The organism is Streptomyces lanatus (genome assembly GCF_014655715.1).
In the GTDB taxonomy this organism is placed as follows: Bacteria; Actinomycetota; Actinomycetes; order Streptomycetales; family Streptomycetaceae; genus Streptomyces; species Streptomyces lanatus.
This window is the reverse complement of sequence record NZ_BNBM01000014.1, coordinates 177940-203094: the sequence shown is the minus strand read 5'-3', so window position 1 is coordinate 203094 and position 25155 is coordinate 177940. Positions and strand designations below refer to the sequence as shown.

At 69.8% G+C, this 25155-nt stretch carries 18 protein-coding genes; 10 read left to right on the top strand and 8 right to left on the bottom strand.

Features of this window, described 5'->3' with window-relative positions; translation table 11 throughout:
- Positions 1–42: 42 nt before the first annotated feature.
- Together IE325_RS31555 and IE325_RS31550 are read right to left on the bottom strand one after the other, a co-directional pair.
- Positions 43–945 (bottom strand): tRNA (adenine-N1)-methyltransferase, encoded by a 903-nt coding sequence (locus IE325_RS31555; protein ID WP_190073530.1) that lies wholly within the window; start codon positions 943–945, stop codon positions 43–45.
- Between the two features lie 51 nt (positions 946–996).
- A complete protein-coding gene (locus IE325_RS31550; RefSeq protein WP_190073529.1) occupies positions 997–2589 on the bottom strand; it encodes a site-2 protease family protein in 1593 nt (530 codons plus the stop codon).
- A gap of 174 nt (positions 2590–2763) precedes the next feature.
- On the opposite strand from IE325_RS31550, the gene IE325_RS31545 reads away from it, so the two are divergent.
- Both IE325_RS31545 and IE325_RS31540 read left to right on the top strand, forming a co-directional pair.
- Positions 2764–3798 carry a RecB family exonuclease gene (locus IE325_RS31545; RefSeq protein WP_190073528.1) on the top strand — a complete coding sequence of 345 codons (1035 nt, stop codon included), beginning with the start codon at positions 2764–2766 and terminating at the stop codon, positions 3796–3798.
- A gap of 14 nt (positions 3799–3812) precedes the next feature.
- Positions 3813–4484 carry a response regulator gene (locus IE325_RS31540; protein ID WP_190073527.1) on the top strand — a complete coding sequence of 224 codons (672 nt, stop codon included), beginning with the start codon at positions 3813–3815 and terminating at the stop codon, positions 4482–4484.
- Positions 4485–4564: 80 nt separating this feature from the next.
- On the opposite strand, the gene IE325_RS31535 is transcribed toward IE325_RS31540, so the two are convergent.
- The 4 genes from IE325_RS31535 to metH form a co-directional block, all read right to left on the bottom strand.
- Positions 4565–6145, bottom strand: a complete 1581-nt coding sequence (locus IE325_RS31535; RefSeq protein ID WP_190073526.1) for an ABC transporter substrate-binding protein — start codon at positions 6143–6145, stop codon at positions 4565–4567.
- A 100-nt stretch (positions 6146–6245) separates the two neighbouring features.
- Positions 6246–7853, bottom strand: a complete 1608-nt coding sequence (locus tag IE325_RS31530) for an ABC transporter substrate-binding protein (RefSeq protein ID WP_190073525.1) — start codon at positions 7851–7853, stop codon at positions 6246–6248.
- A gap of 467 nt (positions 7854–8320) precedes the next feature.
- Positions 8321–9016, bottom strand: a complete 696-nt coding sequence (locus tag IE325_RS31525; protein WP_190073524.1) for an HAD family hydrolase — start codon at positions 9014–9016, stop codon at positions 8321–8323.
- Between the two features lie 149 nt (positions 9017–9165).
- The gene (gene metH, locus IE325_RS31520) at positions 9166–12681 is read right to left on the bottom strand and encodes a methionine synthase (RefSeq protein ID WP_190073523.1); all 3516 of its coding nucleotides are present in this window, start codon (positions 12679–12681) and stop codon (positions 9166–9168) included.
- A gap of 294 nt (positions 12682–12975) precedes the next feature.
- Between metH and IE325_RS31515 the strand changes: the two genes are divergently transcribed.
- From IE325_RS31515 to IE325_RS31490, 6 genes are all read left to right on the top strand, one after another.
- The gene (locus IE325_RS31515; RefSeq protein ID WP_190073522.1) at positions 12976–13740 is read left to right on the top strand and encodes an IclR family transcriptional regulator; all 765 of its coding nucleotides are present in this window, start codon (positions 12976–12978) and stop codon (positions 13738–13740) included.
- A gap of 367 nt (positions 13741–14107) precedes the next feature.
- Positions 14108–14902, top strand: a complete 795-nt coding sequence (locus IE325_RS31510; protein ID WP_190073521.1) for an MIP/aquaporin family protein — start codon at positions 14108–14110, stop codon at positions 14900–14902.
- Between the two features lie 97 nt (positions 14903–14999).
- A complete protein-coding gene (gene glpK, locus IE325_RS31505; RefSeq protein ID WP_190073520.1) occupies positions 15000–16541 on the top strand; it encodes a glycerol kinase GlpK in 1542 nt (513 codons plus the stop codon).
- Between the two features lie 48 nt (positions 16542–16589).
- Complete coding sequence (locus tag IE325_RS31500) at positions 16590–18206, top strand: glycerol-3-phosphate dehydrogenase/oxidase (RefSeq protein WP_190073519.1); 1617 nt, start codon at positions 16590–16592, stop codon at positions 18204–18206.
- A gap of 268 nt (positions 18207–18474) precedes the next feature.
- A complete protein-coding gene (locus tag IE325_RS31495; RefSeq protein WP_190073518.1) occupies positions 18475–19146 on the top strand; it encodes a FadR/GntR family transcriptional regulator in 672 nt (223 codons plus the stop codon).
- 152 nt (positions 19147–19298) lie between these two features.
- Positions 19299–20225, top strand: a complete 927-nt coding sequence (locus IE325_RS31490; RefSeq protein ID WP_190073517.1) for a PAC2 family protein — start codon at positions 19299–19301, stop codon at positions 20223–20225.
- Between the two features lie 60 nt (positions 20226–20285).
- Here IE325_RS31490 and IE325_RS31485 read toward each other — a convergent pair whose 3' ends face one another.
- Positions 20286–21254 carry an SMP-30/gluconolactonase/LRE family protein gene (locus IE325_RS31485; RefSeq protein ID WP_190073516.1) on the bottom strand — a complete coding sequence of 323 codons (969 nt, stop codon included), beginning with the start codon at positions 21252–21254 and terminating at the stop codon, positions 20286–20288.
- A 311-nt stretch (positions 21255–21565) separates the two neighbouring features.
- Between IE325_RS31485 and IE325_RS31480 the strand changes: the two genes are divergently transcribed.
- Both IE325_RS31480 and IE325_RS31475 read left to right on the top strand, forming a co-directional pair.
- Positions 21566–23281 (top strand): S8 family peptidase, encoded by a 1716-nt coding sequence (locus IE325_RS31480; RefSeq protein ID WP_190073515.1) that lies wholly within the window; start codon positions 21566–21568, stop codon positions 23279–23281.
- 35 nt (positions 23282–23316) lie between these two features.
- Positions 23317–23820: a hypothetical protein gene (locus IE325_RS31475; RefSeq protein ID WP_190073514.1), complete on the top strand. Its 504-nt coding sequence runs from the start codon at positions 23317–23319 to the stop codon at positions 23818–23820.
- Positions 23821–23894: 74 nt separating this feature from the next.
- On the opposite strand, the gene mshC is transcribed toward IE325_RS31475, so the two are convergent.
- Positions 23895–25124 carry a cysteine--1-D-myo-inosityl 2-amino-2-deoxy-alpha-D-glucopyranoside ligase gene (gene mshC / locus IE325_RS31470; protein ID WP_190073513.1) on the bottom strand — a complete coding sequence of 410 codons (1230 nt, stop codon included), beginning with the start codon at positions 25122–25124 and terminating at the stop codon, positions 23895–23897.
- Positions 25125–25155 lie beyond the last annotated feature (31 nt).

The window sequence follows — 25155 nt, the reverse complement described above, 5'->3', positions numbered from 1 at the left end:
CCCACCACAGCGCTTGTACGTTGAATGCGGTGTGGGCCTGTTTCAGCGGCCGGTGCCGCCGTCGGCGTTGGGGCCTTCGTAGTCGTCGCCGTAGGCGCCCTTGGCGGGGCGGCGTCGGCGCATGGGCGGCTCCACTCCGTCGGCGAGGCGGCGGGCGGTGAGGAGGAAGCCGGTGTGTCCGATCATCCGGTGGTCGGGGCGGACGGCGAGGCCTTCGATGTGCCAGTTGCGGATCATCGTCTCCCAGGCGGTCGGTTCGTTGAAGGAGCCGATCTCGCGGATGGATTCGACGGTCCGGGCGAGCTGGGTGGTGGTGGCGACGTAGCAGCAGAGGATGCCGCCGGGGACGAGTGCCTTGGAGACGGCTTCGAGGCATTCCCAGGGGGCGAGCATGTCGAGGATGACGCGGTCGACGTCGGTGTCGCTGAGGTTGTCCTGGAGGTCGCCGACGGTGAGCTGCCAGGCGGGGTGGGGGCCGCCGAAGTAGCGCTCGACGTTCTGCTTGGCGATGTCGGCGAAGTCCTCGCGGCGCTCGTAGGAGTGCAGCATGCCCTGGTCGCCGATGGCGCGCAGCAGGAAGCTGCTGAGCGAGCCGGAGCCGACGCCGGCCTCGACGACGCGTGCGCCGGGGAAGATGTCGGCGAAGGAGAGGATCTGCCCCGCGTCCTTGGGGTAGACGACGGCTGCCCCGCGGGGCATGGACAGGACGTAGTCGGGGAGCAGGGGGCGCAGCGCGAGGTAGGCGACGTTCCCGGTGGTGCGGACAACGCTGCCCTCGGGTGCGCCGATCAGTTCGTCGTGCGGGAAGGAACCCTTGTGGGTGTGGAAGTTCTTCCCGGCTTCGAGCGTGAACGTGTAGTGGCGGCCCTTGGGGTCGGTCAGCTGTACCTGGTCCCCGACCTTGAAGGGCCCGCGTCGGCGGGCGGCACCGGTCGGTTCGGACATGTGAACAGACTACCGGGGTTTGTGGGGGTCGCCGACCACGGTGGGGGGGTGCTAGGAGGGGCGGGCCATGGCTTTGACGAAGGCGCGCTCGACGTCCGCGGCGGAGAGGACGCCGTAGATCTCTCCGGTGTCCTCGACGACGAGGTATTCGGTGGCCGGGGTGGCGCGGAGGGTGTCGAGGAGTTCCTCTCCGGCGAGTTCGGCGGAGACGCGCATGCCGTCGGTGAGTTCCTGGGCGAGGCCGCTGACGGCGACCCAGGGGCGGCGGTGTTCGGGTACGCCGACGATGGCGGCTTCGCGGACGAGGGAGAGGGGGTTGCCGTCGGCGTCGACGACGACGAGTGCGCGGGCGCCGGCGGAGTTGGCGCGGCGCAGGGCCTCGGAGAGGGGGGTGTCGGTTTCGACGGGTACGGCGCGGCGGGTGAGGGTGCGGGCGCGGAGTTCGGGGAGGTGTTCTCTGAGGCGGGCCATGCGGAGGCTGTTGCCGGCGCCGGTCCAGATGATCGCGGCGAGGATGGCGGCGAGCAGGGCGTCCATGACGGTGTCCATGCCGACGTTGTCGACGGCGTCGGTGCCGAGGACGCCGGACTGGGTGAGCAGGGGGAGCCCGACGAGGACGGAGACGGCGAGGGCGCGACCGACCCAGGCGGCGGCGATGGTGCCGGTCATGGGCTTGCCGGTGATCTTCCAGACGACGGCGCGGAGCATGCGGCCGCCGTCGAGGGGGAGGCCGGGGAGCAGGTTGAAGGCGGCCACGATGAGGTTGGAGATCATGAGGCCGGCGAGGAGGACGCCGGGGACGGTGCCGGGTTCGACGGGCTGCATGGCGGCGTAGAAGATGCCGGAGAGGACGAGGGAGAGCAGGGGTCCGACGAAGGCGAGGATGAATTCGCGGCCGGGTGTCTCGGCTTCTTTCTCGATCTCGGAGACGCCGCCGAAGAACTGGAGCTGGATGCGGCGGACGGGGAGTTTGAAGCGGAGGGCGGCGACGGTGTGGGCGAGTTCGTGGACGAGGACGGAGGCGTAGAAGGCGACGGCGAAGAAGAGGGAGACGAGGTAGCGGGCGGCGCCGAGTTCGGGCAGGACGCGGTCGAGCTGTCCGCCGAAGACCCAGGTGATCAGTGCTGCGACGAGGAACCAGCTGGGCGCGACGTAGACGGGCACGCCGAAGGGGCGGCCCATGAGGAGTCCGCCTCGGGGGTCGCGGGGGCGCTGGGGTGGCCGGCCCTTGGCGCCGGAGTGGGCGAAGGCGCGGTCGTCGTGGGTGCCGGGGTGGGGGTGCCGGTCGGGGGTGGTGGGGGTGGGGTTCGGCTGGGCTGTGGTGTCTGCCGTGGGGTCTTTCTGGGGCGCGTGGTCGGCAACTGAGTCGGCCCCGGTGTCGTCGGTGGGGCCCTGCGCCGGTGGCTGCCCGGCGGGGCTGTCCCCCGGTTCGTGCTGGTCGCCGGTGTCGCCCGGGTCGTTCTTGGCGTCCGTGGCCTGTGAGTCCTGCTCGGCGTCGGTCGGCCGGGGGCTCGTGGGCTGTTCGTCGGACGGGGTGGGGTCGGGGCGTGTGGGGTCGGTGGCCGGGTTCGTACGGTCCGGCCGGCGTTCGGTCGACTCGTCGGTGCCGGACCGCGGCTGCCCGCTCCCGCCGCTCTCGTCCACGGTGTCCCCTCGTTCGAAGCGTCTTCCGCGCCTGCCGGGCGGAAGGGTCTCGGGTCGATGGTATGCGGCCTGCTTGACGCGTTTCGCCCCGGCACCCCCTGAGTTTCCCCTGACGTACCGGCCGTAACAGCCGGGTGGGGTCACTGTCAGTGGTGGGCCGTAGGGTCTGTGGTCATGGAGACGAGCGCGGAGGGTGCCGCGGATGAGCGCGGCGGTGAGGTCGCGCCGGTGTCAGGGCCGGCGCAGGGCGAGTTCCCGCAGGGGGCGGACGGTACGGCGACGACGGTCGGGGCCTGTGAGGGCGCGGGCATGTCCACGGACGCGTCGATCAACGTCGACTCCCCTGTCCGCCCCGGCATAGCGCCGACCTCGCTGTCGCCTTCCCGTGCCGGCGATTTCATGCAGTGCCCTCTGCTCTACCGGTTCCGGGTGATCGACCGGCTGCCGGAGAAGCCGAGCGCCGCGGCGACCAAGGGGACGCTGGTGCACTCGGTGCTGGAGCGGCTCTTCGACGTGCCGGCGGCCGAGCGGACCGCTCCGCGCGCGAAGTCCCTGATCCCGGGGCAGTGGGACCGGCTGCGGGAGAGCAGGCCTGAGGTGGTGGAGCTGTTCGCGGACGATCCCGAGGGTGAGCGGCTGGCGGCCTGGCTGGGTGAGGCGGAGCAGCTGGTGGAGCGCTGGTTCGGTCTGGAGGATCCGACGCGTCTGGAGCCGGCCGAGCGTGAGCTGTTCGTGGAGGCGGAGCTGGATTCGGGGCTGAGGCTGCGGGGGATCATCGACCGGGTCGATGTGGCGCCGACGGGTGAGGTGCGGATCGTCGACTACAAGACCGGGAAGGCGCCTCGGCCCGAGTACGCGGAGAGCGCGCTGTTCCAGATGAAGTTCTACGCCTTGGTGGTGTGGCGGCTGAAGAAGGTCGTCCCGCGTCGGCTTCAGCTGGTCTATCTGGGCAGTGGTGAGGTGCTGACGTACGACCCGGTGCTCGCCGATCTGGAGCGGGTCGAGCGCAAGCTGCTGGCGCTGTGGGACGCGATCCGGCGGGCGACGGAGTCGGGTGAGTGGCGTCCCCGGCCGACGAAGCTGTGCGGCTGGTGCGACCACCAGGCCCATTGCCCGGAATTCGGGGGCACTCCCCCGCCCTATCCGTTGCCGGTGGTCAGGGCGGGCGAGTCCGGTGTCGGTGCGCAGGGCAGAATGGGGCCGGACTAGCGAAGGAGACTCACGTGGCCATCCGCGTCCTACTGGTCGACGACCAGCCCCTGCTGCGTACCGGCTTCCGGATGATCCTGGAGGCGGAGCAGGACATCGCGGTCGTGGGCGAGGCCGGTGACGGTCTGCAGGCCCTCGATCAGGTGCGGGCCCTGCAGCCCGACGTGGTCCTGATGGACATCCGTATGCCCCGGATGGACGGGGTGGAGGCGACGCGGCAGATCACCGGGCCCGGGCGGGACGGTCCGGCGAAGGTGCTGGTACTGACGACCTTCGATCTCGACGAATATGTGGTGGAGGCGTTGAAGGCGGGGGCCAGTGGCTTCCTGCTGAAGGACGCTCCGGCCAATGAGCTGGTGCAGGCGATCCGTGTGGTGGCGGCCGGTGAGGCGATGCTCGCGCCGAGCATCACGCGTCGGCTGCTGGACAAGTACTCGGCGCATCTGCCGTCGGGTGACGAGCCGGTTCCGGACACCCTGCACACGCTCACGGAGCGCGAGGTGGAGGTGCTGAAGCTGGTGGCGCGGGGGCTGTCCAACGCGGAGATCGCGGCGGATCTGTTCGTGAGCGAGACCACCGTGAAGACGCACGTCGGTCATGTGCTCACCAAGCTGGGGCTGCGCGACCGGGTGCAGGCCGCGGTGTACGCGTACGAGAGCGGGTTGGTGCGTCCCGGCGCGCAGTAGGCGACCGGGTCACGACGACGAGGGCGCCCCTTCCGGAAGGAAGGGGCGCCCTCGGTGTATTGGGCCGTGTGCGGGGGCCGTCAGCCCTTGCTGAGTTCCCAGAAGCGGAAGACGGTGGAGGCGTCGAGGCAGTACTCCAGGCCGTAGACGCTGTCGCGGACGACCGCGTACTGCTTGGCCTGCCAGACCGGCAGTACGGGGAGTTCCTTGGCGACGATGTCCTGGAGCTGGCCGAAGTCGTCGTCGGTCGCGGAGCGGTCGCTCTCGGCCGCGGTGCGCGGGATGAGCGTGCCGGTGATCGAGTTGTTGCTGTAGTTGTTGCTGAGCACGTTGCCCTTGCCGAAGAAGGGCGCGGTGAAGTTGTCGGCGTCCGGGTAGTCCGGGATCCAGCCCTTGACGTACACGCCGTACTTGCCGGCGGCGATGTCCTTCTCGTACTGGTCGAAGGCGACGGACTGCACATCGGCGTCGAACAGGCCGCTGTCGTTGAGCTGCTGGGCGATGGCCTTCAACTCGTCGTCGGTGGCGGGGCCGTAGCGCGAGGGGGTGGACCACAGGGTCAGCTTGACCTTGCCGTCGATGCCTTCGCTCTGGAGCGCGGCGGCGGCCTTGGCCTTGGAGGGGCGGGCGCCGTAGGTGTCGAAGAAGGCGGTGTTGTGGCCGCTGATGCCGGCCGGGATGATCGAGTACAGCGGGGTGGCCGTGCCCTGGTAGACGTCCTTGATGAGGGCGTCGCGGTCGATGAGGTGGGCGATGGCCTTGCGGACGCCGAGCTTTCCGGTGACCGGGTCGTCCATGTTGAAGACCAGGTGCTGGACCTCGGCGCTGCTGCCTTCGACGACCTTGGTGCCCGAGTCGCTGCCGGCCTTCTCGACGTCGGCGATGTCGCTCGCGGTGAGGCCGCGGTAGGCGATGTCGACCGTCTCGTCGCTGAGGGCCTTCTTGAGGGCTTCCTGGTCGCCGTGGAAGAACTTCAGCGTGACGCCGGAGTTCTGCACGTCGGCGGTGCCCTTGTAGTTCTCGTTGACGGAGAAGACGGCTTCGTCGTCGTTGAACTTGTCCAGCTTGTACGGGCCGGAGCCGACCGCCTGGCCGTCCTTGCGGAGGCCGTCGGCGTCGTACTGGTCCTCGTCGACGATGGAGCCGGCGCCCGAGGCGATCTTGCTCGGGAAGGTGGCGTCGGACGAGTTGAGCCGGAAGACGACCGTCTTGTCGTTCGGTGTCTCGACCTTGTCGAGGGTGGGGAACATGACGGCGGGGCCGTCGGGGTCGTTGATCTTCAGCAGGCGGTCGAAGGAGAACTTGACGTCCTTCGAGGTGAGCTCGTCACCGTTGCTGAACTTCAGGCCGTCCTTGAGCGTGCACTCGAAGACCGTGGCTCTGGTGTCGGAGAAGGCGCACTGCTGGGCCGCTTCGGGCTGGGGTTCGGTGGCGCCCTTGGGGAAGCTGAGCAGCGACTGGAAGACGTTGTTGAACAACAGCCAGGAGCCGGGGTCGTAGCCGGAGGCGGGGTCGGTGGCCAGGACGTCGTCGGACATCCCCATGACCACCGAGGTGCCGGTCCCCCCGGCATCGCCCGTCTCCGTGCCGCAGCCGGTCAGCAGGCCGGAGGCCAGCCCTGCCACTACGGGCAGTACCGGCCACTGGTTGCGCATGTTCACGTACGAGTGCCTTGTCGTCGATTGTGAGGAACCCGGGCCGCGTCCCGGATCCCGGGCCAGGCCCGGCGCCCTGGTCGTGCGCGCCGGGCTTGGAGAGACGTCAGCCGCTCACGCCACGGCCGAGCTCCCACAGCTGGAGGGTGGAGGAGGAGTTGAGCGCGAACGCCGTGCCTGTGACGTCGTCGCCGGCGGCGACGTACTGCTTGCCCTGCCACAGCGGCAGCACCGGCACGTCGTCGGCGACGATGTTCTGAATGTCCGTCAGGCTGCCGGAGGCGGACAGCCGGTCGGCGACGCGGCGGGACTCGGGGATGAGGGTGCCGCGGATGGTGCTGTTGGCGTACGGGGAGCCGAGGAAGTTGTCCTTGTCGAGGAAGGGCGCGAGGTAGTTGTCGGCGTCGGGGAAGTCGGGGAACCAGCCCATGCCGTAGACCTCGTACTCGCCCTTCTGCTCGGCGGGGCGGAACGTCGCCCAGGGGGCGCCCTCGATGCGGACGTCGAACAGGCCGCTGGCGTCGAGCTGCTTCTTCAGCAGCTCGAACTCCTTCTTGGTGGCCGAGCCGTAGTGGTCGGTGGTGTAGTGCAGGGTCAGCTTCACCGGGGTGGTGATGCCGGCCTTCTCCAGCAGCGTCTTGGCCTTGGTGACGCTGGGGTTGCCGTACTTGTTGAAGAACGAGTTGGAGTGGCCGGTGATGCTGGCGGGGACCAGCGAGTACAGGGGTTCGGCCTGGGAGCCGTAGACCTTGGAGACGAGTTCGCCGCGGTCGATGATCTGGGCCATCGCCTGGCGGACGGCCTTGCTCTTGACGGCGGGGTCGTCGGTGTTGAAGGCGAGGTAGCGGATCTCCAGGCCGGCCAGGTCGACGAGGTCGACGCTGTCGTCGGAGTCGGCGGACAGCTTCTGGATCTGCTCGGGCGACATGGTGCGGGTCATCAGGTCGATGTCGCCCTTCTTGAGGGCGGTGCCCATCTCGTCTGCGTCGGCGAAGTTGCGCAGTTCGACCTTGTCGTTGTTCACCGTCAAGCTCCCCTTGTAGTTGGGGTTCTTGGTGAACACGGCGGAGACGAGCTTTTCGTCGTTCTCGACCTCGGCCTGGAGGGTGTAGGGGCCGGAGCCGTCGACCTGGAAGCCGTCGCGCAGCTTGTCCTTGGCGTAGATGTCCGGGTCGACGATGCCGGCGACCGGGGTGGACAGCTTGAACGGGAAGGTGGCGTCGGCGGTCTTGAGGTGGAAGATGACCTCGCGGTCGCCCTGGGTCTCGACGGTGTCGATGGTGGAGAGCAGGGCGAAGACGCCGCTGGCGGCCTTCAGGGAGCGGGCGCGGTCGATGGAGTACTTGACGTCCTCGGCGGTGACCGCGTCGCCGTCGGCGAACTTGAGGTCCTTGCGCAGGGTGCAGGCGTAGCGCTCGTTGCCGCTGTCGGTGAAGCCGCAGCTCTGGGCGGCCTCGGGCACGGGGTTGCCCTCGCCGCGGGGCTGGATCATCAGGGTCTGCACGGTCTGGCGCAGGATGTTCCAGGTGCCGACGTCGTAGGCGTAGGCCGGGTCGAGCGGGGCGGGAGCGTCCTTCGAGGCAGTGAACGCGTCCGTGGTGCCGACGACGATCGCGTCGCCGCCGTCACTCCCGCTGTCGGTCCCGCCACAGGCGGCGAGAACCGGCGCGAGCAGGCCGATGACGGCCGGCAGCACCAAAGTTTTGCGGTTCATGCTCGGGCTTCTCCAGCTGTCGACTCCGTGTACCCGGCATGCAGGGGTGTCGCGGCGGGTCACGGGGTAAGTGCGATGTTCTCGCGACGAGATTAGTCCGCGCCCGCAGGAGGGTTCGATGCGACCGGAGTTGGGGCTTCATCACGGAGCGGAACCGGACGCGGACGCAAAGAAAGGCTGACCCCGGAAGGATTCGTGCACCCTTCCATCAATCGGGACACATGGGTGCGCTCGAAGCTTTCCCGGGAGGCTGCTCGGCACGGTGCGGGGCGCCTGTCGACCCCGGATTAAGTGGTGAACGTCACAAACTGAACGGTCTACGGATGCGCCGGAATTCAGCCATCCGCCCGCGAACCGACTTCGAACGCACTGCGATCCGACCGCCGAGGGGCGCGCTCGAATTTCTCCGCGGAATTAACGCGTTATCGATGTTGCACGCTGGGTGAACGGCGGGCGCATTTGTGTTGTCAGGCGGCCATGAGGCCGCGCAGAAATGCAAGATCGACCTCTTCGAGGGAGGTCACGACGGTGCGCCGGGCGGCCGGGGCGATGGGGGCGATCGAGGGCACGGCCACCACGTGGCAGCCCGCGGCCTCGGCCGCCGCGACGCCGGTCGCGGTGTCCTCGACGACCGCGCATCTGGCCGGGTCGGCGCCGAGCCCGGCCGCGGCCAGCAGATACGGGTCCGGGTGCGGCTTGGTGCGCGCCACCTCGTCGCCGGCGACGGTCAGCGCGAAGTGCTGCGGGCCGAGCGAGGTCAGCACACGGTCGATGATGCGCCGGTGCGAGGCGGAGACCAGGGCCGTGGGAATGTCGTACGCGGCGAGCTCGGCCAGCAGCCGGGCCGCGCCCGGCATCAGCGGCAGGGCGAGGTCGATACGGTCCTCGAAGCCCTGGTTGAGCAGCCCGGTGAGCTCGGCGAGCGTGATGTCGGCGCCGGTGGCCTCGATCAGGAAGCCGGCGCTGCGGGTCATGGGGCCGCCGACCACGACATGGCGCCAGGAGTCGTCGAGGGTGTGACCGAGGCCGGCGAAGATCTCGACCTCGACGTCCCACCAGAAGCCCTCGGTGTCCACCAGAGTGCCGTCCATGTCGAGGAGAACAGCCTGAAGGGCCGACCCGTCGGCCGTACGGGTTACTGGCGCGGGGACCGTACTGGTCATCCTGGCGCACCTCCTTGAGGGGCGGACAGGCCGGCTCCCACTAAGGGAACCGGCCTGCGGTGGACCGTCCAGTGTACGACGTGCTCAGGCGAAGCGCCTGGTTTGACCGGTGTGCCTCTGGGCACACGGATCACACGCGGGGAGCCGCGTCAGCGTGCGTTGAAGTACTTCGCCTCCGGGTGATGGATGACGATCGCGTCCGTGGACTGCTCGGGGTGCAGCTGGAACTCCTCGGACAGATGGACGCCGATGCGCTCCGGCTGGAGCAGGTCGGCGATCTTGGAGCGGTCCTCCAGGTTGGGGCAGGCGCCGTAGCCCAGCGAGAAGCGGGCGCCGCGGTACTTCAGCGCGAACATGTCCTCGATGTCGGCCGGGTCGTCCCCGGCGAAGCCGAGCTCGGAACGCACGCGCGCGTGCCAGTACTCGGCGAGGGCCTCGGCCAGCTGCACCGACAGGCCGTGCAGTTCGAGGTAGTCGCGGTAGGCGTTCGCCTCGAACATCCGCGCCGTCTCCTCACCGATGCGCGAGCCCACGGTGACGACCTGAAGGCCTACGACATCGGTCTCGCCGGACTCCTGCGGGCGGAAGAAGTCCGCGAGGCACAGGCGGCGGCCACGGCGCTGGCGCGGGAAGGTGAAGCGGGTGCGTTCGTTGCCGTGCTCGTCGAGCAGGATCAGGTCGTCGTCCTTGGAGACGCAGGGGAAGTAGCCGTAGACCACGGCGGCTTCCAGCAGGTTCTCCGTCTGGAGCTTGTCGAGCAGGCCGCGCAGCCGCGGGCGGCCCTCGGTCTCGACGAGTTCCTGGTATGACGGCCCGTCTCCGGCGCGGGTCTCCTTCAGGCCCCACTGGCCCTTGAAGAGGGCGCCCTCGTCGAGCCAGGACGCGTACTCCTTGAGCTGGATGCCCTTGATGACGCGGGTTCCCCAGAACGGCGGCTCGGGGACCGGGTTGTCGATGGCGACGTCGGAGCGGACATGGCCCTCCTCGGGGCGCTCGTCCTCGACCGTCACCGTACTGGCGCGCACCCGGCGCTGCTTGAGGTCGGGCAGCTTGGCGCCGGGCACGCCGCGCTTGACGCCGATGAGGGCGTCCATCAGGCGCAGACCCTCGAACGCGTCGCGGGCGTAGCGGACTTCGCCCTCGTAGATCTCGTGCAGGTCCTGCTCGACGTACGCGCGCGTGAGGGCGGCTCCGCCAAGGATGACGGGGTAGTTCGCCGCCAGGCCGCGCTGGTTGAGCTCCTCCAGGTTCTCCTTCATGATCACCGTGGACTTGACCAGGAGGCCCGACATGCCGATGACGTCGGCCCGGTGCTCCTCGGCGGCCTCCAGGATCGCGGAGACGGGCTGCTTGATGCCCAGGTTGACCACGTTGTAGCCGTTGTTGGACAGGATGATGTCCACGAGGTTCTTGCCGATGTCGTGCACGTCGCCGCGCACGGTGGCCAGCACGATGGTGCCCTTGCCGTCGGCGTCGGACTTCTCCATGTGCGGTTCGAGGTGGGCGACGGCCGCCTTCATGACCTCGGCGGACTGGAGGACGAACGGCAGCTGCATCTGGCCGGAGCCGAACAGCTCGCCGACGACCTTCATGCCGTCCAGGAGGGTCTCGTTGACGATGTCGAGGGCGGGGCGGGTCTGGAGGGCTTCGTCGAGGTCGGCCTCCAGGCCGTTGCGCTCGCCGTCGATGATGCGGCGCTTGAGGCGCTCCTCCAGCGGGAGGGCGGCCAGTTCCTCGGCCTTGCCCGCCTTGAGGGACTTGGCGGTGGCGCCCTCGAAGAGCTGCATCAGCTTCTGGAGGGGGTCGTAGCCCTCGGCGCGGCGGTCGTGGATGAGGTCGAGGGCCGTATGCACCTCTTCCTCGCTGAAGCGGGCGATCGGGAGGATCTTGCTCGCGTGCACGATCGCCGAGTCCAGGCCGGCCTTGACGCATTCGTCGAGGAAGACGGAGTTCAGCAGGATGCGGGCGGCCGGGTTGAGGCCGAAGGAGATGTTGGACAGGCCGAGGGTGGTCTGGACGTCCGGGTGGCGGCGCTTGAGCTCGCGGATCGCCTCGATGGTGGCGACGCCGTCCTTGCGGGACTCCTCCTGACCGGTGCAGATGGTGAAGGTCAGGGTGTCGATGAGGATGTCCGCCTCATGGATGCCCCAGTTGCCGGTGAGGTCGTCGATCAGCCGTTCGGCGATCTCGACCTTCTTCTCCGGGGTGCGGGCCTGGCCCTCCTCGTCGATGGTCAGCGCGATCAGGGCGGCGCCGTGCTCCTGGGCGAGCTTGGTGACCTTCGCGAAGCGGGACTCGGGGCCGTCGCCGTCCTCGTAGTTGACGGAGTTGATGACGGCGCGCCCGCCGAGCTTCTCCAGTCCCGCCTGGATGACGTCGACCTCGGTGGAGTCCAGGACGATCGGCAGGGTGGAGGCGGTGGCGAAGCGGCCGGCGAGTTCCTCCATGTCGGCGACGCCGTCACGGCCGACGTAGTCCACGCACAGGTCGAGCATGTGCGCGCCTTCGCGGATCTGCTCGCGCGCCATCTCCACGCAGTCGTCCCAGCGGGCCTCCAGCATGGCCTCGCGGAACTTCTTGGAGCCGTTGGCGTTGGTGCGCTCGCCGATGGCCAGGTAGGAGGTGTCCTGGCGGAAGGGGACGGTCTGGTAGAGGGAGGCGGCGCCGGGTTCGGGGCGAGGGGTGCGCTCGGTCGGGGTGACGCCCTGCACGCGCTGGACCAGCTGGCGCAGGTGCTCTGGCGTGGTGCCGCAGCAGCCGCCGATCAGGGAGAGGCCGTAGTCCCGTACGAAGGTCTCGTGGGCGTCGGCCAGCTCCGGCGCGGTCAGCGGGTAGGTGGCGCCGTTCTTGCCAAGGACCGGCAGGCCCGCGTTCGGCATGCACGACAGGGGGATGCGCGAGTGCCGGGAGAGGTAGCGCAGGTGCTCGCTCATCTCGGCGGGGCCGGTCGCGCAGTTCATGCCGATCATGTCGATGCCGAGCGGCTCAAGCGCGGTGAGCGCGGCGCCGATCTCGGAGCCCAGCAGCATGGTGCCGGTGGTCTCGACGGTGACGGAAACGATGATCGGCAGGTCGAGGCCGGCGATCTCGCGGGCGCGCTGGGCGCCGATCACGGCGGCCTTGGTCTGGAGCAGGTCCTGGGTGGTCTCCACAATCAGCGCGTCCGCGCCGCCCGCGATCAGGCCCTCGGCGTTCTGCTGGAAGGCGTCACGGATCGTGGTGTACCCGATGTGACCGAGCGTCGGCAGCTTGGTGCCCGGCCCAATGGAGCCGAGGACCCAGCGCTGGCGGCCGTCCCGGGCCCCGAACGCGTCGGCGGTCTCGCGGGCGATACGGGCGCCGGACTCGGATAGTTCGAACACCCGGTCGGCGATGTCGTACTCGGCAGCCGCGGCGTGGTTGGCGCCGAAGGTGTTGGTCTCCACGCAGTCCACGCCGGCGTCGTAGTACGCCTCGTGGACGGAGCGGACGATGTCCGGGCGGGTGATATTCAGGATTTCGTTGCAGCCCTCGAGGTTCTGGAAGTCCTCCAGGGTCGGTTCCTGGGCCTGCAACATGGTGCCCATCGCTCCGTCGGCCACCACCACTCGGGTGGCGAGTGCCTCACGGAGCGCGGACACGCGGGTCCGGCTGTCGGCGGAAGGGGTCGGTGGCAACGAGGCCATGAAAGGGCTCCCTGGAGTGCGACGGCTGTCGGCTTTGCGCCCTTTACGGAAGGGTCCGCGGTGGGCGCACGCCGCCAGGGTAGCCGGGACCGCGGCGAAGTGGTCGGACGGTCCACGACGCGGACGGGGATGACGGCCGGGTCGACCCTCGGCTACGAGTGGGGCAACAGAAGCGGACGGATAACGGCCGACCATTGGCGGGAGGTCGGCAACGACCGGTAGTGTTCGACATTGCCGAACGGCGGCAGCGACGTCGCGAGGTCGACGGTCGAAGGGGACGGAGGCAGCACGGGGATGGCACGGAACATCCAGTCGCTCGAACGGGCGGCCGCGATGCTGCGGCTTCTCGGAGGCGGCGAGCGACGCCTCGGCCTGTCGGACATCGCCTCCTCACTGGGCCTCGCCAAGGGCACCGCGCACGGGATCCTGCGCACCCTCCAGCAGGAGGGCTTCGTGGAGCAGGACGACGCGTCCGGGCGGTATCAGCTGGGCGCCGAGCTGCTGCGCCTGGGCACCACCTATCTGGATGTGCACGAGCTGCGGGCACGCGCCCTGGTGTGGACGGACGACCTGGCCCGTTCCAGCGGGGAGAGCGTCTATCTCGGTGTCCTGCACCAGCAGGGCGTGCTGATCGTCCACCACGTCTTCCGCCCGGACGACAGCCGGCAGGTGCTGGAGATCGGCGCCATGCAGCCGCTGCACTCCACGGCGCTCGGCAAGGTGCTCTCGGCGTACGACCCGGTGGCGCACAGCGAGGCCATCGAGGCGGACCGCAAGGCCTTCACGGATCGCACCGTGTGCGACATGGACGGCTTCGAGCACATCCTCGACATGACACGCGCGCGTGGCTATGCCGCTGACGTCGAGGAGACCTGGGAGGGCGTCGCCTCCGTCGCCGCCGCCATCCACGACCGGCGCCGTATGCCGGTGGGCTCCGTGGGTATCACCGGGGCGGTGGAGCGGCTGTGCCGGGACGGGGAGCTGCGTCCCGAGCTGATCGCGGCGGTGCGGGACTGCGCCCGAGCGGTGTCGCGGGATCTGGGCGCCGGGCGGTTCTGAGGCCCCGCGCAGGCGAGGACGAAGGGGGAGCGACCGCCGGGGCGTCGTAGGACGTCCCGGTCTTCGTCGCGCCCCCACGGCGCACCCACCGCGCATGCACCGCGCCACTGCCGCCGAACTGTCGGCATATCGATAAAGCAACACAACCAACAACGATCGCGCATTCAACGACAGAGGCCTTGACGCATCCCTCACACCGGGGCAAGACTCCCGTCCATCGGTCGGCATTGTCGAACACCTACCGGCAATACGCGCTAGAGTGTGACAGTGCCAAGGGCCGGCATCGCCCTCACCCCCGAGGGCAACGCGAACCACCGGTGGGACCCGGGGTTCGGCTTCCCCTGGACGAAGGACAAAGGAGTCGCGGGTGTCCAGCTCCGACATCTTCATCGGCGAGACCATCGGTACCGCCATACTCATCCTGCTCGGCGGTGGCGTCTGCGCCGCCGTCACGCTGAAGGCCTCCAAGGCTCGCAACGCCGGCTGGCTCGCCATCGCCTTCGGGTGGGGCTTCGCGGTGCTCACGGCGGTCTACACCTCGGCGCCGCTGTCCGGCGCCCATCTGAACCCGGCCGTGACGGTCGCTCTGGCGATCAAGGACAACGACTGGAGCAACGTTCCGACGTATTTCGCCGGTCAGTTCCTCGGCGCCATGATCGGTGCGGCTCTGGTCTGGGTCGCCTACTACGGCCAGTTCCACGCCCACCTCACCGACAAGGAGATCGTCGGCGGTCCGGGTGCGCAGGCCACGGCCGCCAAGGCGGTCGAGGCCCAGGAGAAGGGCGCGGGCCCGGTCCTGGGCATCTTCTCCACCGGTCCCGAGATCCGGCACGCGGTGCAGAACCTCCTCACGGAGATCATCGGCACGATCGTGCTGGTGCTCGCGGTCCTCACGCAGGGCCTGAACGACAGCGGCAAGGGCCTGGGCACCCTGGGCGCCCTGATCACCGCGCTCGTGGTCGTCTCGATCGGCCTGTCGCTGGGCGGCCCGACCGGTTACGCGATCAACCCGGCCCGTGACCTCGGTCCGCGCATCGTGCACGCCCTCCTGCCCCTGCCCAACAAGGGCGGCTCGGACTGGGGCTACGCCTGGATCCCGGTGGTCGGTCCGCTCATCGGCGGCGCCATCGCGGCAGGCATCTACAACGTCGCCTTCGCTTAGGAACAGGGAGCTTCACCCATCCGGGTGAGCTGCACCGAAACTCTCAGCGCGCGCCGTACGTAAAGCCCCATAACCACGGAACTTCCAGGAGCTAACTGTGACCGACGCCCACACCGCCGGCCCCTTCATCGCCGCGATCGACCAGGGCACCACCTCGTCCCGCTGCATCGTCTTCGACCGCGACGGCCGTATCGTCTCCGTCGACCAGAAGGAGCACGAGCAGATCTTCCCGAAGCCGGGCTGGGTCGAGCACAACGCCAACGAGATCTGGACCAACGTCCAGGAAGTCGTCGCCGGAGCCATTCAGAAGGCCGGCATCACCCGTGACGACATCAAGGCCATCGGCATCACCAACCAGCGCGAGACGACCGTGCTGTGGGACAAGAACACCGGTGAGCCCGTCCACAATGCCATCGTCTGGCAGGACACCCGCACCGACGCCCTGTGCAAGGAGCTCGGTCGCAACGTCGGCCAGGACCGCTTCCGCCGCGAGACCGGCCTTCCGCTGGCCTCCTACTTCGCCGGTCCCAAGGCCCGCTGGCTGCTGGACAACGTCGAGGGCCTCAAGGAGCGCGCCGAGGCCGGCGACATCCTCTTCGGCACCATGGACACCTGGGTCATCTGGAACCTGACCGGCGGTGTCGACGGCGGCAAGCACGTCACCGACGTCACCAACGCGTCCCGCACCATGCTGATGAACCTGCACACCATGGAGTGGGACGACAAGATCGCCGAGTCCATCGGCGTGCCGCTGCAGATCCTGCCCGAGATCCGCTCCTCCGCCGAGGTCTACGGCGAGATCACCGGCGGCAAGCTGGGCGACCTGCTCGGCGGCATCCCGGTCGCCTCCGCGCTCGGTGACCAGCAGGCGGCGCTGTTCGGCCAGACCTGTTTCGCCGAGGGCGAGGTCAAGTCGACGTACGGCACCGGCACCTTCATGGTGATGAACACCGGTGACAAGATCATCAACTCGTACGCGGGCCTGCTGACCACGGTCGGCTACAAGATCGGTGAACAGCCGACGGTCTACGCCCTGGAGGGCTCGATCGCGGTCACCGGTTCGCTGGTGCAGTGGATGCGCGACCAGATGGGCCTGATCTCCACCGCCGCCGAGATCGAGACGCTCGCGCTCTCCGTCGAGGACAACGGCGGCGCCTACTTCGTGCCGGCCTTCTCCGGCCTGTTCGCCCCGCACTGGCGTTCCGACGCCCGCGGTGTGATCGCCGGTCTGACCCGGTACGTCACCAAGGCGCACCTCGCGCGTGCCGTTCTGGAGGCCACCGCCTGGCAGACCCGTGAGATCGCCGACGCCATGGTCAAGGACTCCGGCGACGAGCTGGTGGCCCTCAAGGTCGACGGCGGCATGACCTCCAACAACCTGCTGATGCAGACCCTCTCGGACTTCCTGGACGCCCCCGTGGTGCGCCCGATGGTCGCCGAGACCACCTGCCTCGGTGCCGCCTACGCCGCCGGTCTCGCCGTCGGCTTCTGGTCCAGCACGGACGAGCTGCGCGCCAACTGGCGCCGGGCCGCCGAGTGGACCCCCCGCATGGACGCGGACACCCGCGACCGTGAGTACAAGAACTGGCTCAAGGCCGTCGAGCGGACCATGGGCTGGATCGAGGACGACGAGAGCTGAACGGCCCCTCGCCAGCTCTCGAACTCTGATGAGGAGTAAGAACCCGAAATGACCAGTCAGACCACCCTGCAGTCCGTGCCTGCCCTCGGTACGCGCCCGGCCTCCGGCTCCAACCCGAGCCGCGCCGAGACCCGGGAGCAGCTCGCCAAGGCGTCGTACGACCTTCTCGTGATCGGCGGCGGCATCCTGGGCATCTCCACCGCCTGGCACGCCGCGCAGTCCGGCCTCAGGGTGGCTCTGGTCGACGCCGGTGACTTCGCCGGCGCCACCTCCTCCGCCTCCTCCAAGCTGCTCCACGGCGGTCTGCGCTATCTGCAGACCGGCGCGGTGAAGCTGGTGGCGGAGAACCACTTCGAGCGCCGTGCGGTCTCCCGCCAGGTGGCTCCTCACCTGGCGAACCCGCTCACGTTCTACCTCCCCGTGTACAAGGGCGGGCCGCACGGCGCCGCGAAGCTCGGGGCGGGCGTCTTCGCCTACTCCGCGCTCTCCGCGTTCGGTGACGGCGTCGGTCACCTCCTGTCCCCCGCCAAGGCGGCGCAGGACGTGCCCGAGCTGCGCACCGACAACCTCAAGGCCGTGGCCGTGTACGGCGACGACCAGATGAACGACGCGCGCATGGCGCTGATGACGGTCCGCGGGGCCGTCGAGGCGGGCGCGGTCGTGCTGAACCACGCCGAGGTCACCGGCCTGCGCTTCACCAAGGGCCGGGTCACCGGCGCCGAGCTCAAGGACCGCCAGTCCGGCGACGAGTTCGGCGTCAACGCCCGTCTGGTGCTGAACGCGACCGGCCCCTGGGTCGACCACCTGCGCAAGATGGAGGACCCGAACGCCGCCCCGTCGATCCGTCTGTCGAAGGGCGCGCACCTGGTCCTGAAGCGGACGGCGCCCTGGAAGGCGGCGCTCGCCACCCCGATCGACAAGTACCGCATCACGTTCGCCCTGCCCTGGGAGGACATGCTGCTGCTCGGCACCACGGACGAGGAGTTCGAGGGCGACCCGGCGGATGTCGCGGTCACCGAGAAGGACACCGCCCAGATACTCGACGAGGCCGCGTTCTCCATCCGGGACCAGCAGCTCGACCGCGATCTGATCACGTACGCGTTCGCGGGTCTGCGGGTCCTGCCGGGCGGCCCCGGTGACACGGCGAAGGCCAAGCGCGAGACGGTCGTGACCGAGGGCACCGGCGGCATGCTGTCGGTCGCGGGCGGCAAGTGGACGACCTTCCGCCACATCGGCCGCACCATCATGAAGAAGCTGGAGGCGCTGCCCGGCCACCCGCTCGGCGACGACTTCGAGCCCATCTCCTCCCTGCCGAAGAAGCTGCCGCTGCCCGGTATCGCCAACCCGCGCGCGGTCGCCCACCGGCTGCTCACCGACCGCCCGGCGCCGGGTCCGCGCATGGCGGCCGACACCGCGAAGCACCTGGCGACGCACTACGGCTCGCTCGCCTTCGACATCGCCCGCATCGCCAACGAGAACCCTGAGCTGGGCGAGCGCGTCCACCCGGACGCCCCGGAGATCTGGGCCCAGGTCGTCTACGCCCGGGACAACGAGTGGGCGGAGACGCAGGACGACGTGCTGCGCCGCCGTACGACGCTGACGATCCGGGGTCTGGCCACGGACGACGTGCGGGCCAAGGTGCAGGACCTGCTCGACAAGAAGTGACCTCGCAGGCGTCGGACTGAGGTTTTCGCCGGATGAGCCTCTGCCGACGCCGGGTCCGGCCACTCCCCTGACCAGGCCGGACCACACGAGGGCGGCCCCTTCCGCACCGGGGCCGGCCACGCCGGAAGGGGCGGCTCCGCGCCGATGGAGTCGCCCCTTTCGTCTGCGCGTCGCCCGCGAACCGCACCTCCATTGCCCCTCCCCCGCATAATGACCTGAGTGATCGGATGTCTGGCGACGACATCCTGAACGACAGGGAGGGCCGGCCATGGCAGTCACCGACGAGGCGATCGAGAAGATCAAAGGCATGATCGTCTCCGGCGCCCTGCGCCCCGGCGACCGGCTTCCCAAGGAGAGCGAGCTCGCCGCCGAACTCGGACTGTCCCGTAACTCCCTGCGGGAGGCCGTGCGCGCCCTGTCACTGATCAGGATCCTGGACGTGCGGCAGGGCGACGGTACCTATGTCACCAGCCTGGATCCGCAGTTGCTGCTGGAGGCGCTGAGCTTCGTCGTCGACTTCCACCGCGACGACACCGTGCTGGAGTTCCTGGCGGTGCGCCGCATCCTGGAGCCGGCGGCCACCGCGATGGCGGCGTCGCGGATCAGCGAGCAGCAACTGGACGCGCTGACGAACCAGTTGGACAAGCTCGGCGACGATCCGTCGGTGGAGGAACTCGTCGCCTGCGACCTGGAGTTCCACCGGGGGATCGTGCAGAGCTCCGGGAACTCGGTCCTGTGCTCGCTCCTCGACGGTCTGTCCGGGCCGACGACGCGGGCGCGGGTCTGGCGGGGGCTGACGCAGGAGGACGCGGTCAGCCGGACCCTGCACGAACACCGGGCGATCCTGGCGGCCTTGCGGGACCGGGACGCGGAGGCGGCGCGGTCATGGGCGACGGTGCACATCGCGAGCGTGGAGCAGTGGCTGCGGTCCAGCCTGTGAGCCGGTGACAGCTCGGATGACTGCGGGGTGTTCCGAGGTGACGAACGGGGCAGTGATCCGTTCACTCCCCCATGCAAGGGGGCTGCGGACGCCCCCGCCGCACGCCGTAAGGTTGGTTCGTCAGGCGAGGGCACGTCGGAAGGAGGCGCTGGGTGATCGAGCTCGAGGGGGTTCCCGAGCTGATCGACCCGGTCATGGTGGCCGCGTTCGAGGGCTGGAACGATGCCGGCGACGCCGCCTCCACCGCGGTCGCGCATCTGGACAAGGAGTGGAAGGGCGAGGTGTTCGCGGCGCTGGACGCCGAGGACTACTACGACTTCCAGGTGAACCGGCCCACGGTGTGGATGGACGCGGGCGTCCGCAAGATCACCTGGCCGACGACCCGGCTCTCGGTGGTCCGGGTCGGCGGTGAGAAGCCGCGTGATCTCGTACTCGTCCGAGGTATCGAACCATCCATGCGCTGGCGCTCGTTCTGCAACGAGCTCCTCGGCTTCGCGCACGAACTGGGCGTGGAGCTGGTGGTCATCCTGGGCGCCCTGCTCGGCGACACCCCGCACACGCGTCCGGTCCCGATCAGCGGCACCACGTCCGACCCGGACCTGGCGAACCGTATGGATCTGGAGGAGACCAAGTACGAGGGCCCGACGGGCATCGTCGGCATCCTCCAGGAGGCGTGCACGCACGCGGGCGTACCGGCTGTCAGTCTCTGGGCCGCCGTACCGCACTATGTGTCGCAGCCGCCGAACCCGAAGGCGACGCTGGCCCTGCTCAACCGGCTCGAGGACCTGATCGACGTCCGTATCCCGCTGGGCGAGCTGGCCGAGGACGCGCGGGCCTGGCAGGTCGGGGTGGATCAGCTGGCCGCCGAGGACAGCGAGGTCGCGGAGTATGTGCAGTCGCTGGAGGAGGCCCGGGACACCGCTGAGCTGCCGGAGGCGTCGGGTGAGGCCATCGCCCGCGAGTTCGAGCGCTATCTGCGGCGCCGGGACGGCGGCCCGTCGCCCGGCGACCGTACGCGTCCGCCGATGCCCCCGAAGCCGGGTGGCAGGGACGACGACGAGGACGCGTCGGAGGACTGAGATCCCCCGAGTCGCAACAGGTGAGAGGGCGGTGCGCAGTGGGCGCACCGCCCTTCGCCGTCATGCGGGCACGGATATGACGTCGTACGTCGTCTCGGGCGTCGGCGTCGTGGTGAAGCGGGCGTTGGGCAGGTAGAGCCGTCCCTGGTGGGCGGCCGCGGTGGTCGGCACGTCGAACAGCGGGTCGGTGATACGGCGCTGGAAGGCGCCGCTGCGGCCGTCGGCGGTGAGCTTGAACACGTCGATCGCGTTCTGCCGGTTCTGTACGACGTACAGGGTCCGGCCGGTCAGCAGCAGGCCGTCGCCGTTGGTGAGCGGTGCCGCGTCGCCGAGGTCGACGAGTCCGGTGACGCCGGTGCGCGGGTCGACGCGGTGCAGGCCGCCGACGCCGGACTGCACGACGAGCAGGGCGGAGCCGTCGGGGGTGGCGGTGATGCCGTTGGCGTTGACGACCTCGCCGGGGACCTGGCTCCAGTCGCCGCTCAGGGTGAGGGTCACGACCTCGTCCGCGTCCGGCAGTCGGCCGTGCCGGCCGAGCGGCAGGGCGTACAGCGCGGGCTGGAAGGAGTCGGTGAACCAGGCCGTGTGCGGGGTCAGGAACACGTCGTTGGCGAAGCTCGGGGTCGCCGTGGTGAGCCGGTAGGAGGCGAGGATCTTCCCGGTGCGGGCGTCCACGACACGGGCGCCCTCGCCGCGTCCGGCGACGAACAGACGTCCCCGCCGGTCGAGTTTGAGGCCGACCGAGGGGGTGCCGGGTCCGGCGGAGATGATGCCGCCGGCGCCGGTGCGCAGGTCGGCGCGGTAGAGGGAGCCGTCGCCGAGGGAGCCCAGGTAGGCGTACGGTCCGGCGCCGATGGTGATGCCCTCGGGGCGGAAGCCGTTCGGGAGGTGGATCACGGTGGGCCGGGTCTTTTCGGCCGCCGTGGCGGGGGTGGCGGCGACGAGCGCGGCGCCGACGGTGGCGGCGCCGGCCGTGAGGAGTCTCCGGCGGGTGGGCCGAGGTGCGAAGGAGCGGTGTTCGGGGGCCACGGTGCGTCCTTCCGCGAACAGGACCGGCCGATGGCTGGTCCAACGGTCAACTGACTCCCCCACCCCACCACACGCCGGTCGCCTCCGCAGCCGACGACGGCCTCTCGACAGGGTCTGGACAGCAGCTGGCCGGATTGGGGCGTGACATCTCTTTCACGCCGGATTGCACACGTTGCCCAATTCAACTTGTTCTCAAACCAAGTTGACGAAAACGGTCTGGACGGACGGCCCCGCGCGTGCTTGGTTGTCCACCGAAGGCGCGCCGCACCACCCGTACTTGGCAACCCCAGGACCGAAGGGAGCGGCAGACGATGACCGACCAGGCAGAGCCGGCGCAGGGCCCGGGGGCGTCCGGGCCGGGGCCCGACGGAGCGGGATTCACCTATCGAGGAGCCGAGCGGGAACTGATCGTCGTGGCCCGTCCCGAGGCCCGGCTGCGTGCCCAGGCCGAGGGTGTGAGGTCGGTGGCGGGCGCCGATGTGTCGGCCCTCAACATGTTCCTCAGCGATGAACAACTCACGCTGGAGCCGCTGTTCGGCAGCGAGGACCGGCTTCAGCAGGCCACGGGTCTGGCGCAGGCGCCGGATCTCGCACTGTTCTATCGGGTGCGGGGCTCGGAGCGCCGCGCCGAGGAACTGCGGGCCCGTATCGCCGCGTTGCCGGGGATCGAGACGGCGTATGTGAAGCCCGGTGCCGTACCGGCGTCCGTCGGGGAGGCCGGCGGGCGGCTGAAGGAGGGAGCGCCGGTCACGCCCGACTTCAGTGGCCGGCAGGGCTATCTGCGGCCCGCGCCGGAGGGCGTCGACGCGCACTGGGCATGGCAGCGGCCCGGCGGCGACGGCCAGGGCGTGACCGTGATCGATGTGGAGGGTTCCTGGCAGCTGGGGCATGAGGACCTGTCCGGCAAGCTGGCCGGTGTCGTCGTAGGCACCCCGCTGACCGATCTGGCGTGGCGCAACCACGGCACGGCCGTGATCGGGGTGATCGGCGGCGACCGCAACGAGTACGGCGTCACCGGCATCGTGCCGGAGACGGTGACCGCGGCCGCGTCGTTCCGGGACATCGGCACGGCGGCGGCGATCCACGCGGCGGCCGAGCGGCTGGGCCCGGGTGACATCGTGCTCGTCGAGCTCCACCGCCCTGGGCCCCGCTTCGAGTTCGCCGAGCGTGACGACCAGCGTGGCTATGTCGCCCTCGAATGGTGGCCGGACGACTACGCCGCGATCCGCTACGCCACCGCCAAGGGCGTCCTCGTGGTGGCCGCCGCGGGCAACGGAGGCGAGTCTCTCGACGACGCGGTGTACGAGCGTCGCCAGGACGACTTCCCCGAGTGGTGGCGCAACCCGTTCAACCCGTCCAACCCGTCCTCCGGCTCGGTCCTGGTCGGCGCCGGAGCCCCGCCGCCCGGCACCCATGGCCGCGATCACGGCCCGGACCGCTCACGGCTGGCGTTCTCCAACTACGGCGCCCGGGTGGACGCGCAGGGCTGGGGGCGCGAGGTGACGACGACCGGCGGCTTCTGGGACCGGCCCGGTGATCTTCAGGGCGGGCCCGAGGAGATCGCCTGGTACACCGACACGTTCTCGGGGACGTCGTCCGCCTCCCCGGTCGTGGTCGGCGCGCTGGCCGCGCTCCAGGGCATGCTCAAGGCGGCGGGCCAGCCGCCGATGTCCCCGGAGCGTGCGCGTACGGTCCTCAGGGCGACGGGTTCCCCGCAGCAGGACGCGCCGGGCCGGCCCGCCTCCCAGCGGATCGGCAACCGGCCCGACATCAAGGCGGCGGTGACCCAGCTGGTGCCGCAGGCCGTCGGGTCCGGGCGGGCCGAGCGGTACTGGGACGAGTTGCTGCCCTACCCACGCGAACTTCCGCCCAGGCTCCGGCTGTTCGTGGCCGGTGGCTGGCGGAATCTGAACCATCCGTCCCCGGAGATCCGCCAGGCGGTCCACACCGCCTTCGCGGGGGGACGGCCCGATGTCCGAGTGTGGTTCTCGGACGACGAGATCGTCGGCCTGGTGATCACCGGCTGACGCAGCCCATCACATCAAGGGAAGGTGACACCCGTATGAGCACCACCCCGCAGATGAGTCACATGGGACAGCAGTTGGGCCAGCAGTTCCCGAGCACATCGCCGTACCAGCAGCAGCCGTACCAGCAACAGCCGTACGGCATGCAGGGCCAGGGCATGGGCGGCTCGCTGGAGCAGCTCCAGCAGCTCGGCCAGCAGCAGCCGTACCAGCACCTGTTGCAGCAGCTCGGTCAGCCGCAGTCCGAGCAGCAGGTGCTTCAGCTGATGCAGCAGGTCACGCAGGCCGCGGTGCAGGCCGTCGCCCAGGCGGCGCCGCTGTCCGGTGTCGCGGACGGCTACATCGACATCGTCCAGCCGCTGCCGGGCCAGCCGTCGCAGATCTTCCTGCGCATCAACGGCCTGTTCCGGGTCTTCAACAACCCGAACCCGCAGACCCACGACCAGGTCCAGGAGGCCTTCGCCTACGGCCATCAGGTCGTCGGTGTGTGGGACGGCGGCCAGCCGCTGGTCCTGCGGAGCATCCAGATCCGCCGGATCTGACGATCGGCAGGTGAAGCAGAGGGGCGCTTCCTCCACCCGTGGGGAGGAAGCGCCCCTTCCATGCTCAAGGAGCCTTACAGGGCGACGCCGAGCAGCGCGTCCACGGCCCGCGACACCACGCCCGGGGCGCCGATGTCCGTGCCGCCCTCGGTGTCCTGCCGGGCTACCCAGCGGTCGACCGCGGCGAGCGCGGCCGGGGCGTCCAGGTCGTTCGCCAGGGCCTCGCGGATCTCCTCGACGAGCGCCTCGGCGGGCGGCCCGTCGGGGCGGGAGACGGCGGCCCGCCAGCGGTCGAGGCGGGCCAGGGCGTCCTGGAGCACCTGGTCGGTCCACTCCCAGTCGGCCCGGTAGTGGTGGGCGAGCAGGGCGAGCCGGATGGCGGCGGGGTCGACGCCGTCGCGCCGCAGCTGCGACACGAAGACCAGGTTGCCCTTGGACTTGGACATCTTCTCGCCGTGCAGGGCGACCATGCCGGCGTGGACATAGGCCTTGGCCATGGGGAACTCGCCGGTCAGCACCTGGGCGTGCGAGGCGCCCATCTCGTGGTGCGGGAAGGCGAGGTCGGAGCCGCCGCCCTGGACGTCGAAGCCCATGCCGAGGTGGTCCAGGGCGATGGCGACGCACTCGATGTGCCAGCCGGGCCGGCCGCGGCCGAGCGAACCGCCGTCCCAGCTGGGCTCGCCCTCACGGGCCGCCATCCACAGCATCGGGTCGAGCGGGTTCTTCTTGCCGGGCCGGTCGGGGTCGCCGCCGCGCTCGGCGGACAGCAGTCGCATGGCGGCGGTGTCGAGGTTGGACACCTTGCCGAAGTCGGGGTCGGACTCGACGGAGAAGTAGATGTCGCCTTCGAGTTCATAGGCGGCACCGGCGTCGCGCAGGCGCTCGACGAGCGGGACGATCCCGGGTATCGCCTCGACGGCGCCGATGTAGTGCCGCGGGGGCAGCATCCGCAGGGCGGTCATGTCCTCGCGGAAGAGGGCCGTCTCCTTCTCGGCGAGGGCGGCCCAGTCGATGTTGTCGCGCACGGCCCGTTCCAGGAGCGGATCGTCGACGTCGGTGACGTTCTGGACGTAGTGAACCTGCCGCTTGGTGTCGAGCCACACGCGCTGCACGAGGTCGAACGCGTTGTAGGTCGCCGCGTGTCCCAGGTGGGTGGCGTCGTACGGCGTGATGCCGCAGACATAGATACGGGCGACGGGACCGGGGCTCAGGGTGACCTGTCCCCCGGTCGCGGTGTCGTGGATCCTCAGGTCGCGGCCCTCACCGGGCAGGGCGGGGACCTCAGAAGCGGGCCAGGCATGCATGTCATGAGCCTAACCGGACGGATGTTCCGTA